At 38.8% G+C, this 17,803-nt stretch carries 14 protein-coding genes; 9 read left to right on the forward strand and 5 right to left on the reverse strand.

Annotated elements, in window-relative coordinates:
* Nucleotides 1-19 precede the first annotated feature (19 nt).
* Entirely contained in the window at nucleotides 20-361 is a 342-nt protein-coding gene (locus HYG88_RS02840) for a DUF5713 family protein (RefSeq protein WP_178882552.1), read from the reverse strand.
* A gap of 368 nt (nucleotides 362-729) precedes the next feature.
* Between HYG88_RS02840 and HYG88_RS02845 the strand changes: the two genes are divergently transcribed.
* Both HYG88_RS02845 and rapA read left to right on the forward strand, forming a co-directional pair.
* A complete protein-coding gene (locus tag HYG88_RS02845) occupies nucleotides 730-1,374 on the forward strand; it encodes an RluA family pseudouridine synthase (protein ID WP_178882553.1) in 645 nt (214 codons plus the stop codon).
* A 186-nt stretch (nucleotides 1,375-1,560) separates the two neighbouring features.
* Nucleotides 1,561-4,389 carry an RNA polymerase-associated protein RapA gene (gene rapA / locus HYG88_RS02850; protein WP_178882554.1) on the forward strand — a complete coding sequence of 943 codons (2,829 nt, stop codon included), beginning with the start codon at nucleotides 1,561-1,563 and terminating at the stop codon, nucleotides 4,387-4,389.
* 60 nt (nucleotides 4,390-4,449) lie between these two features.
* Here rapA and dps read toward each other — a convergent pair whose 3' ends face one another.
* The 3 genes from dps to fabR all read right to left on the reverse strand — a co-directional run bounded on the left by dps (nucleotide 4,450) and on the right by fabR (nucleotide 6,947).
* The gene (gene dps, locus HYG88_RS02855; RefSeq protein WP_005157937.1) at nucleotides 4,450-4,944 is read right to left on the reverse strand and encodes a DNA starvation/stationary phase protection protein Dps; all 495 of its coding nucleotides are present in this window, start codon (nucleotides 4,942-4,944) and stop codon (nucleotides 4,450-4,452) included.
* A 202-nt stretch (nucleotides 4,945-5,146) separates the two neighbouring features.
* The gene (locus HYG88_RS02860) at nucleotides 5,147-6,163 is read right to left on the reverse strand and encodes an AI-2E family transporter (protein ID WP_005157935.1); all 1,017 of its coding nucleotides are present in this window, start codon (nucleotides 6,161-6,163) and stop codon (nucleotides 5,147-5,149) included.
* 85 nt (nucleotides 6,164-6,248) lie between these two features.
* Nucleotides 6,249-6,947 carry an HTH-type transcriptional repressor FabR gene (gene fabR / locus HYG88_RS02865; protein ID WP_005157932.1) on the reverse strand — a complete coding sequence of 233 codons (699 nt, stop codon included), beginning with the start codon at nucleotides 6,945-6,947 and terminating at the stop codon, nucleotides 6,249-6,251.
* Nucleotides 6,948-7,084: 137 nt separating this feature from the next.
* Here fabR and HYG88_RS02870 point away from each other — a divergent pair, with 137 nt between their 5' ends.
* Complete coding sequence (locus HYG88_RS02870) at nucleotides 7,085-8,152, forward strand: ferredoxin reductase (RefSeq protein WP_005157929.1); 1,068 nt, start codon at nucleotides 7,085-7,087, stop codon at nucleotides 8,150-8,152.
* Nucleotides 8,153-8,166: 14 nt separating this feature from the next.
* Nucleotides 8,167-9,261: an acyl-CoA desaturase gene (locus HYG88_RS02875; RefSeq protein ID WP_178882555.1), complete on the forward strand. Its 1,095-nt coding sequence runs from the start codon at nucleotides 8,167-8,169 to the stop codon at nucleotides 9,259-9,261.
* 36 nt (nucleotides 9,262-9,297) lie between these two features.
* On the opposite strand, the gene HYG88_RS02880 is transcribed toward HYG88_RS02875, so the two are convergent.
* Entirely contained in the window at nucleotides 9,298-9,999 is a 702-nt protein-coding gene (locus HYG88_RS02880; protein WP_178882556.1) for an SIMPL domain-containing protein, read from the reverse strand.
* A 467-nt stretch (nucleotides 10,000-10,466) separates the two neighbouring features.
* Between HYG88_RS02880 and HYG88_RS02885 the strand changes: the two genes are divergently transcribed.
* The 5 genes from HYG88_RS02885 (at nucleotide 10,467) to pstA (ending at nucleotide 17,795) form a co-directional block, all read left to right on the forward strand.
* A complete protein-coding gene (locus tag HYG88_RS02885; RefSeq protein ID WP_004755817.1) occupies nucleotides 10,467-11,837 on the forward strand; it encodes a diaminobutyrate--2-oxoglutarate transaminase in 1,371 nt (456 codons plus the stop codon).
* Between the two features lie 3 nt (nucleotides 11,838-11,840).
* A complete protein-coding gene (locus HYG88_RS02890; RefSeq protein WP_005157918.1) occupies nucleotides 11,841-13,373 on the forward strand; it encodes an aspartate aminotransferase family protein in 1,533 nt (510 codons plus the stop codon).
* 523 nt (nucleotides 13,374-13,896) lie between these two features.
* Complete coding sequence (locus tag HYG88_RS02895; protein ID WP_005157915.1) at nucleotides 13,897-14,928, forward strand: substrate-binding domain-containing protein; 1,032 nt, start codon at nucleotides 13,897-13,899, stop codon at nucleotides 14,926-14,928.
* 99 nt (nucleotides 14,929-15,027) lie between these two features.
* On the forward strand, nucleotides 15,028-16,407 hold the full coding sequence (pstC, locus tag HYG88_RS02900; RefSeq protein WP_178882557.1) for a phosphate ABC transporter permease subunit PstC: 1,380 nt from the start codon (nucleotides 15,028-15,030) through the stop codon (nucleotides 16,405-16,407).
* Nucleotides 16,404-17,795, forward strand: coding sequence for a phosphate ABC transporter permease PstA (gene pstA, locus HYG88_RS02905; protein ID WP_178882558.1), 1,392 nt, complete (start codon nucleotides 16,404-16,406; stop codon nucleotides 17,793-17,795). Before pstC ends, pstA begins: the two co-directional genes overlap by 4 nt.
* Nucleotides 17,796-17,803: the final 8 nt, after the last annotated feature.

Here is a 17,803-nt window from a genome sequence, read left to right on the forward strand (position 1 = left end):
AGTGCTTGCTTTACAAAAATTACCAATCTCGTGTTGCTATAAGCTCTTCTATATCTGCATCAGCAAACCCGTAAGCACCAGCAATCACATCAAAATCATGCGCAATTGCTTCTCGTGCTGCCGTTTCGATTTCACTTTCTTTTTCCCAAAACTCTTCTTGCAGCTCATTAAATTGGTCAGTTGTTGCATGAGTCAAAACATAGAGTTCTGCCAAAGTTTTGGGCTGTGTTAGCTCAATTTTTTGACAAAGTGCGATGAGAATATTTTCACCTTTTTTCACCAAATCATCAGGGAAGTATGAATCTTCATACATATCTGTTAAGAAAGCATAATTTGCCATTTTCTCATTTTGAAGTTGCATATTTTTCTCTCAATATTTTAAGGTGATTTGATATTTTCTATATAAAAATAGCGAGATAGTAAAATTAAATCGCTAAACTCAATCTTATACTCGCAGTGTTATGTGCAATGCTGACAGGTCAATGTTGGTTTAAGTTACTTTATTTTTTGTAATTTCGATATTTATATCAAATCAAATTTAAAAAACTTTATTTAAAACTATTGAGTTCATGGTGGCATACACCATTTAGAGAAAACGATCAGTATTATTTGGGACTTAAATGTGAGTCATTCTAAAAAATAACCGAGTTAGCTAAAATTTGATTGTAATTTCTCTCCAAGCTTTTTATGATTGCCCGCTTGTTTTCATCCAGTCGTTGGAAGGTACGCTTGAGTAATTTTCTAAATGAACATTTGATTCATCGTGATGAAGATTTTATGGTCATCCATAAACCTGCTGGGCTTCTGACAGTGCCGGGGAAAACACCCGATTTACAAGACTGTTTGATCAATCGTTTATTAAAATTAGAACCGAAAACTTTACTCATTCATCGTTTAGATCGAGATACCTCAGGCATTTTGGTGTTTGGTTTATCCAAATTTGGACAGAGCAAAATTTCACGTCAATTCCAAGACCGTCAAACCTCAAAAATTTATCAAGCTTTGGTTGCTGGTCATTTAGAGGGTCAGGGCACAGTTGATATTCCTGTGATTTATGATCCAAGTCGTCCGCCATTACATATCGCTGATGCAGCACATCACAAACCTGCATTAACCGAATGGCAAGCCATTGAGCATTTCGAAATTCAAGGACAAGCAGTAACCCGAGTTAAATTGATTCCGATTACAGGCCGTTCACACCAACTTCGTGTGCATATGCAATATCTAGGTCATCCAATACTAGGAGATACCTTATATGCAACTCCTGAACAGCAACAGCTTTATGCACGTTTGTGTCTTCATGCAACACAACTTAGCTTCACTCATCCTAAAACAGGCACTCAACTCAGTTTTGACTACCCAGTGCCGTTTTAATCGTATTTTTTTTATCAAACTAGATGTAAAGCGCGATATTTCAGTCAGCTTTATGTCAAAATATTGAGCTTATTTGGTGATTCATTTTCACCATAATACCAAATTTAAAACTACATAAAGTAGCTTAAACTTTCATCAGTTTAAGGCATACAATATGTGGGCTAACATGAAAAAAGGTGGAATAAATTGCAGCAGTTTGCTATTGGTCAACGTTGGTTATCAGATACAGAAACTGAACTAGGTTTAGGCGTTCTTATTGATGTGGATGAACGTTCTATCAGCATTTTATTCCCCAAAAGTGATGAAACTCGTGTCTATGCACGTAACAATGCACCTTTATCTCGTATCATTTTCAATGTAAACGATGAAGTGCAAGATCAAGAAGGCACCAAGTGGATTGTTGAAGCAATCGAAGATCGTCATGGCGTGCTGCGTTATGATGTCGTTCGTAGCCTAGAAAATGGCGAACAAGAACGTAAGTCATTGAACGAAACCCGTATCGGTGCACAAATTCAGCTATCAAAACCTTTAGAGCGTTTGTTAGCGAGCCAAATTGATTATAAAGAATGGTATGACCTTCGTATTGAAGCAATGTTATTGCAAGCGAAAATGTATACCAGTCCTTTACGTGGTTTTTTAGGTGCGCGTGTTGGCTTGATTCCTCACCAGCTTTATATCGCACACGAAGTGGGTAAACGTTTTGCACCACGCGTATTGTTAGCAGATGAAGTCGGTCTTGGTAAAACTATTGAAGCGGGTCTCATTATCCACCAACAACTGAAAACAGGTCGTTCAGAACGTATCCTGATTTTAGTACCTGATTCATTACAGTATCAGTGGATGATTGAAATGCGTCGTCGTTTCAATTTGCAATTCTCCCTGTTTGATTTAACACGTACCGCTTCGATCAAAGAACATGATCCTGATCTCAACCCATTCCTGACTGAGCAATGCATTATTGCCAGTGTCGATTTAATGGTTGACCATGATGATTTGCGTGAGCAAGCAGTCGAAGCAGGTTTTGATTTACTTGTAGTCGATGAAGCACACCATTTAATGTGGAGTGAAGAAGAAGGTGGTAATGATCGTTATGATCTTGTCGAAGAGTTGGCTGAACAAACAGCGGGTGTCTTACTTCTTACGGCAACGCCTGAACAACTCGGTGTTGAAAGTCATTTTGCACGTTTACGTTTACTTGATCCTCAACGTTTTAGTAGTTTGGATCGTTTCCTTGACGAAGAAGAACAATATCAGCAAACAGCTAAAGTGGCTGAAGTCTTAATGTCAGATGAAGCACTGACTGAAGAACATCTTGCTGCTCTGGATGGCTTATTGGGTCATCGTATTGATGATCAGCCTGAACAGCGTATGCGTGCGATTCACGAGTTGTTAGACCGTCACGGTACTGGTCGTATTTTATTCCGTAACACACGTGAAGCGATTCAAGGTTTCCCAGGTCGTGATTGCCAGCCAGCGCCTTTACCAGCACCAGAAGACTGGTCATTTGATGGCAAAATGCGAGAGCAAATGTGGCCAGAAGAAGGTCAACTCGATGGTGCTTGGATGGAAAATGATCCTCGTGTGCCATGGTTGATGGAAGTTCTACGCAAAGATTTAAAACATAAAAAAGTCTTGTTGATTGCACGTAGTGGACCAGTAGTTGAAGCACTTGAAAATGTATTGCGTTTACATGCAGGTATTCGTACTGCCATGTTCCATGAGGGCATGAGCTTATTGGAACGTGACCAAGCTGCGGCATACTTTGCCGAAGACAGTTACGGTGCTCAGATTCTTCTCTGTTCGGAAATTGGTTCAGAAGGACGTAACTTCCAGTTTGCCAGTGACTTGATCCTATTTGATTTACCTGCAAACCCTGACGTACTTGAACAACGTATTGGTCGTTTAGATCGTATTGGTCAGGAAAATCGCATTCAAATTCACGTGCCATATTTGATCGGTACAGCGCAAGAGCGTATGTTCCGTTGGTATAATGAAGCATTGAATATTTTCAGCAGTATTTCTCCGACGGCGCAAACGCTGCAAGAGAACTTTATTGTTGAATTGAAAGACTGTTTATTGGCTGATCAAGGTCAGACGTTTGAGGATTTACTTGAAGAAGTGAATGTACAACGACAAGCTTTGGAAGCTGAGTTACAAGCGGGTCGTGATCGTTTGCTTGAGTACAACTCTTGTCGCCCAGTCGTTGCGCAGGGCATTGTACAAGCACTTGAAGACTATGATGACAACACGACTTTGCCAATGTTTGTGAAGCGTTTCATGTCATCGACCAATATTGACTTTGATGAGCAAAGCAATGGTACGGTGATCATCAAACCAACGGATCAAATGCAAGTTCAAGGCATTACCTTGGACGAAGAAGGCATGACAGCAACTTTCTATCGTGATCAGGCTCAAATCCGTGAAGATGCACAATATTTGACCTTGGAACACCCATTTATTGAAAGTGTGATGGAAATGATCCGCACACAATCATTTGGTAGTACTAACGTTGCATTACTCAAATCGAATGCGTTAAAACAAGGTTCGGTCTTACTCGAAGTTTGGTTTAAGGTCGATGTAGTTGCACCAAAAGGGTTGAACTTACCGTCAAGTTTGCCTAAGCAATTGATTCGCGTATTACTGAGTGAAACAGGTCAAGATTTATCTGCCAAGATCGATCCAAGTATTTTACGCCCATATTTGCATCATCTCGATGGCAATAGCTGCCGTCAAGTTGTGAAAGCTCGTCGTGATGTAATTGAACAGCGTTACGCACAAGCTTTAGATATTGCCAAAACCTCGTTGCCTGAATTGATGCAACAAGCCAAAGAGCATTATGGCAGCAAATGGCAATATGAAATTGACCGTTTAACTTATCTTAAGCAATTTAACCCAAGTATTCGTCAAGATGAAATTGAGCGTTTACAAAAGTTCCAGAAAGAGGGTCTAAGCTTATTAGATGGTCTTTCTGTGACTCCAGAAGCGATTCAAGTCTTAGTTGTAGTTAAACCATAATTACGACTGATGTAATAAGAAAGAGGACCAATCGTCCTCTTTTTTATATCGTGAATATACTTAATTTTGATCGATATTGGCTTCTAAGAACCATAAATATTGATCCAGATCTTCGAGTGCTGCATGGATAATATCTTCAGAGATTGGATCTTTAATTTGCTCGATTGTATCTCGAAGATGATTTGCAACGACACCATAACGATCAGCCAGCTCTTTTAAGTGATCTTGCACTGCATGGATTGCAATAGGATAAGGCTTAAGATGCGAACTTTCAGCAACCGTTTGGGTTGTTCCGAGCGCTGTTCCACCAATCTGTACCGCACGCTCTGCGACATTGTCTAAATGGGTGATCAATGAAGTACGGAACATATCTAACATTTCATGTACCGCAATAAAATTACTACCCCGCATATTCCAATGCGCTTGTTTGGTAAGCAATGATAGATCAATAAGATTTGCAAGAATTTGATTTAAAATTTTAACGGTGGCTTCTTTGATAGAATCATCTAAATTATTACGAGTATATACTTTCAAAGCCGCTGCTGAAGAATTCATAGTTACCTCATTCAATTATAATGTAATGAAACATCGTGAATAAAAACCATTCTGTTCTAGCTTAAGTGCAGAATGCCTGAATGAATGTTTTAATTCGCAAGGCTTTTGTAATTTTCCTTATCATCATTTTTCTTTTTATTACTTTGCTAAATCAGTCGCAATGATAAATTGATCTATTGAATCTGAATAGCCTGAATATAATTCAGATCAAACCAGCATCTTTGCATTCTAATTTAATGTAAGCGTAAAAAATCGGTGCAACGATTAAGCCACTTAATCCGAAAATCGATTCAAAAATGAGCATAGCCAAAAGTACTTCCCATGCACTTGCATTAATTTTTGTACCAATGATTTTTGCATTTACGAAATATTCAAGTTTATGAATGATGACTAAATATGCTAAAGCGATGGCTGCTACTGAGAGTGAAATGGTTAAGCCAGCCATAATAATTAAAGTATTAGAAATTAAGTTACCAATAATAGGTAAAAGACCAAAAATGAAGGTCAAAATAGTCAGTGTTTTAGCAAAAGGTAAATGGATATGGAATAGAGGCAAAACGATAAAAACAAAAATGATAAATAGTGCTGTATTGATTAAAGAGATTTTTACTTGAGCAAAGACGACATTTTTAAATGAAATCGAAAGCTTCTGAATACGATGTAAAATAGCAGCTTTAAAGACAGGTTGTGGTGCGTGCTGCTTAAAGTTCTGAATTGAAACCAAGATACCTACAATTAAACCGATCAGCATGGTCGTTAAGTTATGCAGAATATCGGTACCTGTATTTTTAACAATCGAAATATTATTCTTGATGAAGGACAAAATCTGATTCTTGATATCTGCAACACTATGAGGAAGATAACCAGGGACATATTGACTCATTTCAGCTTGGAATTTAATGAGAGTTTGATCAATCTTAAAGTTAAACGAGTTAAGACCTGTTCCTTTTAAATCATAGATCACAAAGCTAATTAAACTAGTAATAAAAAATCCAATCAAAAATGTGGTCAAAATTCCAAGAATAATACTGATAAAGATACGCGCACGTTGTCCATCAATATGTTTTTCAACAATTGAGCTTAGACTGTTAATAATTTCGAAAATCAAGAAACCTGCAAAAAAACTAGGCAACAAATGCAGGGGAATGACCATCATTAAAAATAAAAACATCAGAATAAAACTGGCGATGATACTTTGACGGTCATTGAGAAGGATCATGATCTGTATGCCTAAATTTGCTTATAGTTATGATAAATGACAAAGATATATCCCAAATGAAGATAGTCTATGCTGATGAAATTGCTTAATCAATTTCCATTTTATCGAAATGACGGGCACCTTCTAAAATCATACGAATCATTACCATGGTTTGCTCTGCAACGTCAGTTCGTTGTTCAGCAGGTAAATCAATCACTTTTGCACCCATATTGAATACCAATTGGGTAATCGCTTTAGCTGCAATGTCAGCATGACTGATTTTACTATTATTCATTTGTTCTAGGCGAATCAGGTCTTCTTGTAATTCTTGCTGAAAGAAATTTAGCTGACGGTCTACAGCGAGTTTATATGAGGTTGAGCCCGTATATCCTTCGCGTAATAATAAGCTGAGATAACCTTCATCGGCATCGAGCTGTTGAATGAAAACTTCAACTGAACTTCGAATAATGCTTTGCTGCATAGATGCCTGCAAACGCGCTTCGCGAATGATTTTACGTAATACCAAACCTGCACGATCGATGAGAGCGATAGCTAGTTCATCAATATCTTTAAAATGTCGATAAAAACTATTCGGTGCAATGCCTGCTTCACGTGCTACTTCACGTAAGCTCAAAGATGCAATACTTTTTTGTGGGCCAATTAAATTCAGTGTCGCCTGAAAAAGTTCTTCTTTGGTAATGGTTGCTTTTCTACCAACCGAACGTACAGGAGATTTCATAGCAATGACATCTTGTTCATTTAGTGAGTCATGACCGAGCGGTAAAAAAGTAGAAGATTGAACCATTATTTTCAAAATATAAGTAAGCTACTCGGGATTATAGCGATTGTCTGACTACTTGGGAAATGTAAATTCCTATACGAATATATATACAAATATATATACATATGTATAATAATTAAAAATGATCAGAGTTCCCGCTCATGCAAGCAGTCGAAAAGAGAATTTCTCTATTCAATTCAATAGCCCAAAGCGTAATTACGAACCATGATGCCAATTTTTGGCTACAAAAAATCAATCCACTGTGGTCTTTGAATCAATCACTCGCTAAAGTTGTAAAAAAACAAACGGTAGCTAAAGATACGGTAAGTCTTATTCTGCAATGCAATCGTCATGTACAACGCGGCGCAGCAGGACAACATCATCCTATCACTGTTGAAATAGCAGGGCGTCATTACGAACGCACGTATAGCTTGATGCAATTAGATGCAGATCATCTCTGTTTAACTGTCAAAAAAGTTGATCAAGGTTTGGTGAGTTCATGGTTGGTTGAGCAAGCTAAAGTAGGGGATATTGTCTATTTAGGGCAACCTTATGGCGATATGCAGCAGCATATTCAAACTCCTAACCTGTTATTACTTGCAGCAGGTAGCGGCATTACGCCGATGCTGAGCCTGATCGAAAGTTTGAGTCAAATCAAACAGTTTTCGACGACATCTGTACAGTTGATGTATTGGGTGAAAACTCAGGCCGATGCAGCCTATGCTGAATATTTCAAAGAAACAGCGGAAAACTTTCCTCATTTCAGTTATCAAATTTTTTATACCCAAGAACAAGATCAACGTTTGAACCAGAGTTATGTTGATCAAATTTCAGCTTTAAATGAAACCACTGTATATGCCTGTGGTCCATCGGGTTTTGTGAGTACAGCAGAAAAATTATTTTCTTGTGCTGCTTTGCTTCAAACTGAGGCTTTTAGTTTAAGCCAATTTGATGTGGATGCTTCGGAAACTGGTTTTATAAATGTGAGATTGACTCAATCGAACAAAACGGTTGCGATACCTAAAGGGCAATCCATTCTTTTTAGTTTAGAACATCAAGGGATTAAACCTAATCATGGTTGTCGTATGGGCATTTGTAATAAATGCGCCTGCACTAAAGCGCAAGGCTCAACGAAGAATTTGTTGAATGGTTCAGCGAATCATGAACCAGCTCAACTATTAAAAATTTGTGTAAATTCCGCTCAGTCTGATCTAGTGATTGATCTATAAATGAGAAATTAATTATGAATATGCCTGTTAAAATTGAATATTTTAAAAATCCTAAAAATCGTGATTTAACTGCTTCAGAATTAGAAGCTTTTGCTCGAGAATTAGATCAGATCAAGCAAGAAGTATTAGATGACTTAGGCGAAAAAGATGCGAAGTATATTCGCCGTGTTTATTCCTCAATCCGTTATAGCAGCTTACTCGGACGAGCTTTGTTGTTTGCAGGATGGTTTCCACCAGCATGGTTGTTAGGAACGGGGCTATTGGGTTTTGCCAAAATTATGGAAAACATGGAGTTAGGTCATAATGTGATGCATGGACAATATGACTGGATGAATGATCCAAAATTTAATGGTCAGACTTACGAATGGGATACCGTTGGAACCTCAGATAATTGGCGTCAAACGCATAACTACAAACATCATACTTATACCAATGTGAAAGGTATGGATGATGATGTGGGTTATGGTGTATTTCGTTTATTTCCCGAACAACGTTGGACAAAGTTTACTTTAATTCAACCGATTTATATTGTGCCATTCAGCTTATTATTCCAGTGGGGAGTTGCGATTCAAAATCTTGAACTCGGCAAAGTGATTTATAAGCGTAAATCAATGACGCAATTTAAACGAGAATGGCAACCAGCACAGAAAAAAATAGCGAAGCAACTTTTTAAAGATTATGTGTTTTTCCCATTGATTGCAGGGCCATCGGCAATCCCTGTTTTTACTGGAAATCTGGTTGCCAATGGTATTCGGAATATCTGGACATTCAGTATTATTTTCTGTGGTCACTTTACCAAAGATGCAGAAGTGTTTCCTAAAACAGTGCTGCAAGATGAAAGCCGTGGGCATTGGTATATGCGCCAGATTCGTGGTTCATCCAATTTGACTGGCTCGGAAGCATTTCATATTTTGACGGGACATTTGAGCCATCAAATTGAACATCATTTGTTCCCAGATATTCCCGCTCGCCGCTATCGTCAAATTGCACCGAAAGTTGAAGTGGTTTGTAAAAAATATGGTTTGAATTACAACAATGCCAGCTTTGTAAAGCAATTTGGTGAAGTTGTCGGACGTATTTTTAAATATGCCTTGCCGTTAAAAAAATAAATGTTAGGGGAGCGTATGCGATACGCTCCTACGATTTTATTTAAACTGAATCGACCCATTGGCACTGACAGTAATTTTCGATTCACCAGCCGCCATGTCTTGTGCTGGAGCTGCCTCAGCCATCGCAAATTTTGCCATACCGCCACGCATCATCGGTTGTGGGAAGTAGTTGCTGGTATTCAGGTTTAAACTGACCAGATTATATTGCGTTTTATTCCAAGCCTGAGTAATCGCTTGTGCACGTTGCTGAAAGTTTTTAGAAGCTTCAATCATCAGTTCATTTTCAACTTTTTTACGTTGTTCGTCAGATACGCTAAAACTAATCGATTGAGTCTGAAAGCTCTGTTGAAGTTCACTAATCAACTGGCTTGCTGCTTTAAAGTCTTTACTTTCAATTTGGATTTCTGCGCGCGCTCGCCATTCTTTTAACTTATTATTATCATTGTCATAAATAGGGTAAGTGCTTTGAGCACCTGTTTCGACTTTTACTTGTGTGTATTTACGTGAAATAGCTTGCGCTTGATTCATTAATTGATTGATTTGATTCGAAAGCTCTGCGGGTTGCTTATTGCTTCTTTCAATATAAAGCACAGCACGCATTTCATCATTGGCAACTTGGCGTGCTGCATCTGCTTGGATATTCACAATATTATAGTTCAAGTTTTCAGTCTCATGAGCAAAAAGGCTTGGGCTAAGTGCAGCTCCGATCATTAATGTTGTAAGTGCTAAAGTACGCATAAAAAATTCCTTAAAATTTGGTATTAAACATTTATTTTTACAACTTTCATATTAAAAAGAACTGATGTTGAACTTCTGCAGATTTTGTGGTGTCTTTGTAATATATTAACAGTGTTTTGCAACAGGAAAATTAATTAAAAAATATTTAAAATTAAATAACTAACTTTAAGTATTTGACCATTTATCTAAAAAAATTAAGGCTGTTAAAAAAAGCTTACTTTCTTTCGCTTGTCACATAGTATGATGATAATTCATCATAGTTATTGGAATGAAGCATTTTTTCAATACTATTAGATGAATGTCAGGCATAAAAAGAGTTTATTTTATTTCAAAATTAGGTATCATCTCGCACCTAGTTGAAAGATATAAAACCTTGTGTCTGCACTAGATTCTAAAAAGCACCGAGTCAAACGACCGCAAGTCACCAGACTTATTTCTTTTACCCATATCAGAGATGGTAATTCGATATGAGCGTTACTTCCGTAAACCCTGCCGCTAATGCATCCAACGAATATTATTTGACTCGCCAAAGTCAGATGGAATCAAATGTTCGTAGTTATCCACGTAAATTACCGTTAGCGATAGCGAAAGCACAGGGCTGCTGGGTTACAGATGTTGAGGGTACTCAATACCTCGACTGTTTAGCTGGGGCAGGAACATTGGCTTTAGGTCATAATCATCCTGCGGTGATTCAAAGTATTCAAGATACATTGGCAAGTGGCTTGCCTTTGCATACTTTAGACTTAACGACTCCTTTAAAAGATGCTTTTACTGAAGCACTTTTGGCTTACTTGCCAGGCGGTAAAGAAGAATATTGCCTACAATTCTGTGGACCATCTGGTGCAGATGCTACAGAAGCGGCGATTAAACTCGCTAAAACATATACTGGTCGTAGTTCTGTGATCAGTTTTTCAGGTGGATACCACGGTATGACTCATGGTTCATTGTCTATGACAGGTAACTTGAGTGCTAAAAATGCCGTGAATGGTCTTATGCCTGGCGTTCAGTTTATGCCATATCCACATGAGTATCGTTGCCCACTTGGTTTAGGTGGTGAAGCGGGTGTTGATGCTTTGACTTACTTCTTTGAAAATTTCATCGAAGATGTTGAAAGTGGTGTAACGAAACCTGCTGCTGTGATTCTTGAAGCAATTCAAGGAGAAGGCGGTGTCGTAACTGCACCTGTTAAGTGGTTACAAAAAATTCGTGAAGTGACTGAAAAGCACAACATCGTTTTAATTTTAGACGAAGTTCAAGCTGGTTTTGCACGTTCAGGTAAAATGTTTGCCTTTGAACATGCAGGTATCGAGCCTGATGTTGTGGTGATGTCAAAAGCTGTAGGTGGTGGTTTACCATTAGCCGTGCTTGGTATTAAGCGTAAGTTTGATGCTTGGCAGCCAGCAGGTCACACGGGTACGTTCCGTGGCAATCAGTTGGCCATGGGTACAGGTTTAATGGTTCTAAAAACTATTTCTGAACAAAACCTAGCTCAAAATGCGCAAGAGCGTGGTGACTTCTTACAAGCTGAATTCAAAAAGTTAGCTCAAGAATTCCCATGTATCGGTAATGTCCGTGGTCGTGGTTTGATGATCGGCGTTGAAATCGTTGATGAGCGTAAACCAGCTGACCATATGGGTTCACTTCCTGCTGATGCACAATTGGCTGCGGCAATTCAAACCGCGTGTTTCAACAACAAGTTATTGCTTGAGAAAGGTGGTCGTAACGGTACTGTAATTCGTTTACTTTGCCCACTTATCATCAATCAAGATGAATGTGTTGAAGTGGTTGCACGCTTCAAAAAAGCGATTGCAGAAGCTTTAAAAGCAGTACGAGGCTAATCCATGGTTGATTTTGCAGAACATCGTAAAGCGTTACTCTGCAATGATGCACAATCCATTGCTGACTATCAGTCAGCAATGGGCGAAGCGGTTAAAGCCGTTTCAGCATGGTTGCAAAATGATAAAATGTACACAGGTGGAAGTATTAAAGATTTGCGTGCAGCAATTTCTTTTAATCCATCAAAAGAAGGTTTAGGTGTACAACAATCATTACAACGTATGGTTGAGCTTTTCCTCAACAAAAGTTTAAAAGTACATCATCCACACTCACTTGCACATTTGCATTGCCCAACGATGGTGATGAGCCAAATTGCGGAAGTGTTAATCAATGCAACCAACCAATCTATGGATTCCTGGGATCAAAGCCCTGCGGGTTCATTGATGGAAGTTCAACTTATTGATTGGTTACGCCAAAAAGTGGGCTATGGCGCAGGTCAAGCAGGTGTGTTCACTTCTGGTGGTACACAGTCAAACTTGATGGGTGTGTTACTGGCGCGTGACTGGTGCATCTCAAAAAACTGGCAAGACGAAAACGGCAAGCCGTGGTCAGTTCAGCGTGATGGTATTCCTGCAGAAGCAATGAAAAACGTCAAAGTCATTTGTTCTGAAAATGCACACTTCTCTGTGCAAAAGAACATGGCAATGATGGGTATGGGCTTCCAGTCTGTTGTCACTGTTCCTGTGAATGAAAATGCACAGATGGATGTAGATGCGCTAGAAAAAACCATGGCACATCTTCAGGCTGAAGGCAAAATCGTAGCATGTGTGGTAGCGACAGCAGGTACAACCGATGCGGGTGCGATTGATCCGCTTAAGAAGATCCGTGAAATTACCACCAAGTATGGTTCATGGATGCATATTGATGCGGCTTGGGGTGGTGCACTGATTCTTTCCAATGACCATCGTGCAATGTTAGATGGTATTGAATTATCCGACTCAATCACACTTGATTTCCATAAGCATTATTTCCAAAGCATTAGCTGTGGCGCTTTCTTGTTGAAAGACGAAGCAAACTATCGCTTTATGCATTATGAAGCAGAATATTTAAACTCTGCTTATGATGAAGAACATGGTGTACCTAACCTTGTATCTAAATCATTACAAACGACACGTCGTTTCGATGCATTGAAATTATGGATGACAGTTGAAGCATTAGGCGAAGAGCTTTATGGTTCAATGATTGATCATGGTGTGAAACTTACACGTGAAGTTGCTGACTATATTAAAGCAACAGCGGGTCTTGAATTGTTGGTTGAACCACAATTCGCTTCAGTTCTGTTCCGTGTAGTACCAGAAGCTTATCCTGCTGAATTTATCGATAGCTTAAACCAAAACGTGGCAGATGAATTGTTTGCTCGTGGCGAAGCGAATATTGGTGTAACCAAAGTGGGTAATGTTCAATCATTGAAGATGACCACTTTAAGCCCAGTTGCAACGCTTGAAAACGTTCAAAACTTGCTTGCACTTGTGTTGGCAGAGGCTGATCGTATTAAAGATGCAATTGCTGCAGGAACTTATGTTCCAGCGATTGACTAATCGATTTGCTTTCTAAGAGAAAGGCACATTCATGTGCCTTTTTTATTTTTTAGTCTGTGAGATTGAGCTTAGAAAGATTTAGTTCATATGAATATACCTTTCATTTAATCTCAAGTAATTTTCGGAATAGCTTTAGATAGACGTGTAAATGGCTATTGGAAACCTGATTTTATTTCATTTAGAACCAAGTCGACGGATTAAAACTAATATTACATAGACATTTGTCATATAGTTTTCATTACTAAGGCTGTCAAATTTGTATTTCTAGTTTGATTTCTTATATGTCGTGTTTTAAGTAAAAAATTATAAATTACAATCATTAAGATAATTTTCTTTTGCTATTTTTATCAAAAAATTCATTTCTTTATGACTGAAAATTTTCAAATAAAAAATGATCATCATAAAAGCGTCATAAAGTTGTCACTTAATTGTCATATTATCTCCTCAAAATGCAGTTAACTAAAGTACAACACTTGAATTAAAAAGAGTTGTAAATCAAATTGTATAAATGAGAGAAAACAGAATGCGCTTAAATCCACGTCATATCGCAATTGCATTAGCTGTATCTGGAGTAGCCGTAGCAACAACTGCGAATGCAGCTCGTGATACGATTCAAATCGCTGGTTCTTCAACTGTATTACCATATGCAAGTATTGTTGCTGAAGACTTTGGGAATACCTTCCCGCAATTTAAAGCACCCGTTGTTGGTTCAGGTGGTACTTCAGGTGGTTTAAAGCAATTCTGTCAAGGTGTTGGCGATAATACCATCGATATTGCAAACGCTTCACGTAAAATTAAAGATTCTGAGCTTGCTGCATGTAAAAAAGCAGGCGTAAATCAAGTTCAAGAAATCAAAATTGGTTATGACGGTATTGTATTTGCGTCTAACTCAAGAAAGGGTGCTTATAACTTAGATCCAGTACATGTATTTACTGCATTAGCTGCACAGCTTCCTTCAGGTGGTAAATTGGTTCCAAACCCATATACACGATGGAACCAAATTGATGATGACTTACCAAATGAACCGATTACTTTAGTTATTCCAGCAACAAACCATGGTACGCGTGAAGTGTTCCAAGAAAAAATGGTTGAAGCGGGTTGTGAATCATTTGCTTATTTCAAAAACTTAGATAAAGAAGCTCAGAAAAAAGCGTGCTCTACATTCCGTAAAGATGGTCGCGTAATCGAAATCGCTGGTGACTATACAGAAACTCTTGCTCGTTTAAAAACTTCTCCTAATGCAGTGGGCGTATTTGGTTTAGGTTTCTATGACCAAAACCGCGATAAATTACGTGTTGCGACAGTAAATGGTGTATTACCTTCTGAGAAAACAGTTTTAAGTGGTCAATACCCAGTATCTCGTGCACTTTACTTCTATGTGAAAGGCGAGCATTTAAAATCAATTAAAGGTTTACCGCAATACGTAGAATATTTCTTAAATAAGAAAGCTTCTGGTAAAGGTTCTAAATTAGAAAAAGCTGGCTTGATCAGTATGAGCGATAAAGAACGTGCAAAAGTTCTAGCTGATTTCAAAGCGGGTAAAACAGTTAAGTAATATTGTTAAAAGGGAGGCTGGTGCGACTTAGGTTCATCAGCCTTTTTGTCTAACTAAGTTTTTTCAAATGATGAAAATTGAGAAAACAGTGGAGATTACATGAATCTGCTACTTATCGGTGTGTTATTAGCCCTTGTGGCAATTGCATATCAAATCGGGCTGAGCAAAAGCCGTAACCTAGCAGGTAAGGGAAACAACTCAGCAACTTTGCATTCACGTCCAGGTTATTATGGTGCGTTGGTCGCTTTGTGGTGTGGTGTTCCTGCTTTTTTAATTTTGATCATTTGGAATTTGGTCGAACCAAGTGTCCTTCAACATATTATTTTTAACAATATTCCAGCATCGGTCAGTGCAACTTTAGATGAAGCAAGCCGTGAGGTTTTAATCGATCGTGTTCAAGCGATTGCGTCTGGTTTTGGGGTTACAGATCATCCAGCAGCTTATGAGCTAGCAGCTGCACAACAACTTGCTAAATTTGAAACCATAGGTTCTTTTGCAAAATTGGCAATCGTAATTAGTGCTGGTTTAGCAGGTTTAGTTTGGGCAAAACGTCATGTGAGTCAGCAATTTCGTGCTCGTAATCATGTTGAAAAAGCCATTAATGTTGGTTTGATCCTATGTTCTGGTGTAGCGATTCTCACAACGATTGGTATTGTACTGTCAATGTTGAGTGAAGCATTACATTTTTTCCGTTTTGTTAGTCCAGCAGATTTTTTCTTTGGCACAGAATGGAATCCAGGTTTTAGCACGTCAGGTAATGCAGAGGGAAGTTACGGTATCTTGCCATTAATTTGGGGTACTTTAATGGTCAGTGGTATTGCGTTATTAGTTGCAGTACCAGTGGGATTGATGATTGCGATTTATCTAGCTGAATATGCATCTCCAAACTTACGCTCTTGGGCAAAACCAACAATTGAAGTATTAGCGGGTATTCCAACCATCGTTTATGGTGTATTTGCTTTAATGGTCATTGGTCCATTCTTCAAAATGATTGGTGAAAGTGTTGGTATTGATATTAATGCAACAAGTGCACTGACTGCGGGTTTTGTCATGGGGATTATGATCATCCCATTTGTTTCATCGCTTTCAGATGACATTATTACTCAAGTTCCTCGCGCGTTACGTGATGGTTCATTGGGTTTAGGTGCAACCAAATCAGAAACGATTCGCCAAGTTGTATTACCAGCAGCATTACCGGGTATTACAGGGGCATTTCTACTTGCAGTGTCTCGTGCCGTAGGTGAAACCATGATTGTGGTACTTGCAGCAGGGAACAGTCCATTATTGCATGCAAATCCATTTGAAGCGGTTTCAACAGTGACTGTAACCATTGTTAAACAGTTAACTGGTGATACAGATTTTGCGAGTCCACAAGCATTAGTGGCATTTGCACTTGGTTTAACTTTGTTTGTGATTACTTTGGGTTTAAACATTATTGCACTATATATCGTGCGCAAATATCGTGAGCAATACGAATGAGTTCAAATACATCTCCTCTGGATCAGAACGTATTTGATCCACAAGTAGCTGCTGAACAACGTGAGCAGCGTAAAGCAATCATTCAAAGCTCTCTAGCAAAGCGTCATCGTAAAGAAAAGGCATTTCGCTTTGCAGGTTTCTCTGCGGTGATGATTGGTCTTGCATTTGTTGCTTTACTGTTCGTTAGTATTTTAGCAAAAGGTTTGCCTTCATTTTGGCAAAATAGTATGACCGTTCCTGTGTATTTTGATCCTGCAATTATTAATGTAGGAGCAAAGCCAAAGCAGACTGCTGGTGAGACACCTGCTCATTTTGAAGAGCGCTTTGTGGCTTGGCAAACTGAAATGGGCATGGTGGATTGGGACGCACTTATTGTTAATGGTATTGTGGCTAAAGATCCAGCACTTGAGTCACAACGTGATTATTTGAATAGTTTGTACACGAGTTCAGAAGCCTATCGTTTACGTGACATGGTGCTTGAGAATCCAGCATTAATTGGTACTAAAGAAGAGATTAAATTCTTAGCGGACGCCAATGTGGATGTGTGGTTAGCAGGTAATATTGATCGTTCTTTACCAGATGACCAACAGCAGCTTGATCCAGAAGTTCGTCAACTTGCAGATAAACTAAAAGCAAATGGTATTATTGAAAATACATTTAATACGAATTTATTTATCAGTCCAGACTCTCGTAGCTCACCAGCAACCAGTGGTTTAGCGGGCGCGTTTATGGGTTCGTTATTCATGATGTTGATTGTAATCTTGATTTCAATTCCAATCGGGGTTGCAAGTGCGATTTATCTTGAAGAATTTGCGCCTAAAAACATCATGACTGACATCATTGAAGTCAATATCAACAATTTGGCTGCTGTACCTTCGATTGTATTTGGTCTACTCGGCGCGGCGATTTTTATTGGTTGGATGCATTTACCATTGTCTGCACCGTTGGTTGGTGGTCTGGTACTCAGTCTCATGACTTTACCAACCGTGATTATTACCACACGTGCTTCATTAAAAGCTGTGCCACCTTCAATTCGTCAGGCAGCGCTTGGCTTAGGTGCATCAAAAGTTCAAACAGTGTTCCATCACGTATTACCATTGGCATTACCGGGTATCATGACAGGATCAATTATTGGTGTTGCACATGCTTTGGGTGAAACCGCACCATTACTATTAATTGGTATGAGTGCTTTCGTTGCGAGTGTTCCAGCTACGCCACTGGATCAGGCAACAGCCTTACCTGTACAAGTTTATTTATGGCAGGGAAATGAGTTACGTAACTTCTTTGAAGGACGTACTGCTGCTGCGATTATTGTGTTACTTGCATTAATGATTGGTTTAAATAGCCTTGCAATTTGGCTTCGTAAGAAATTTGAAGTGCGTTGGTAGTTGAGGAG

Origin of the sequence: Acinetobacter sp. SwsAc4 (genome assembly GCF_013391535.1) — a bacterium.
GTDB lineage: Bacteria > Pseudomonadota > Gammaproteobacteria > Pseudomonadales > Moraxellaceae > Acinetobacter.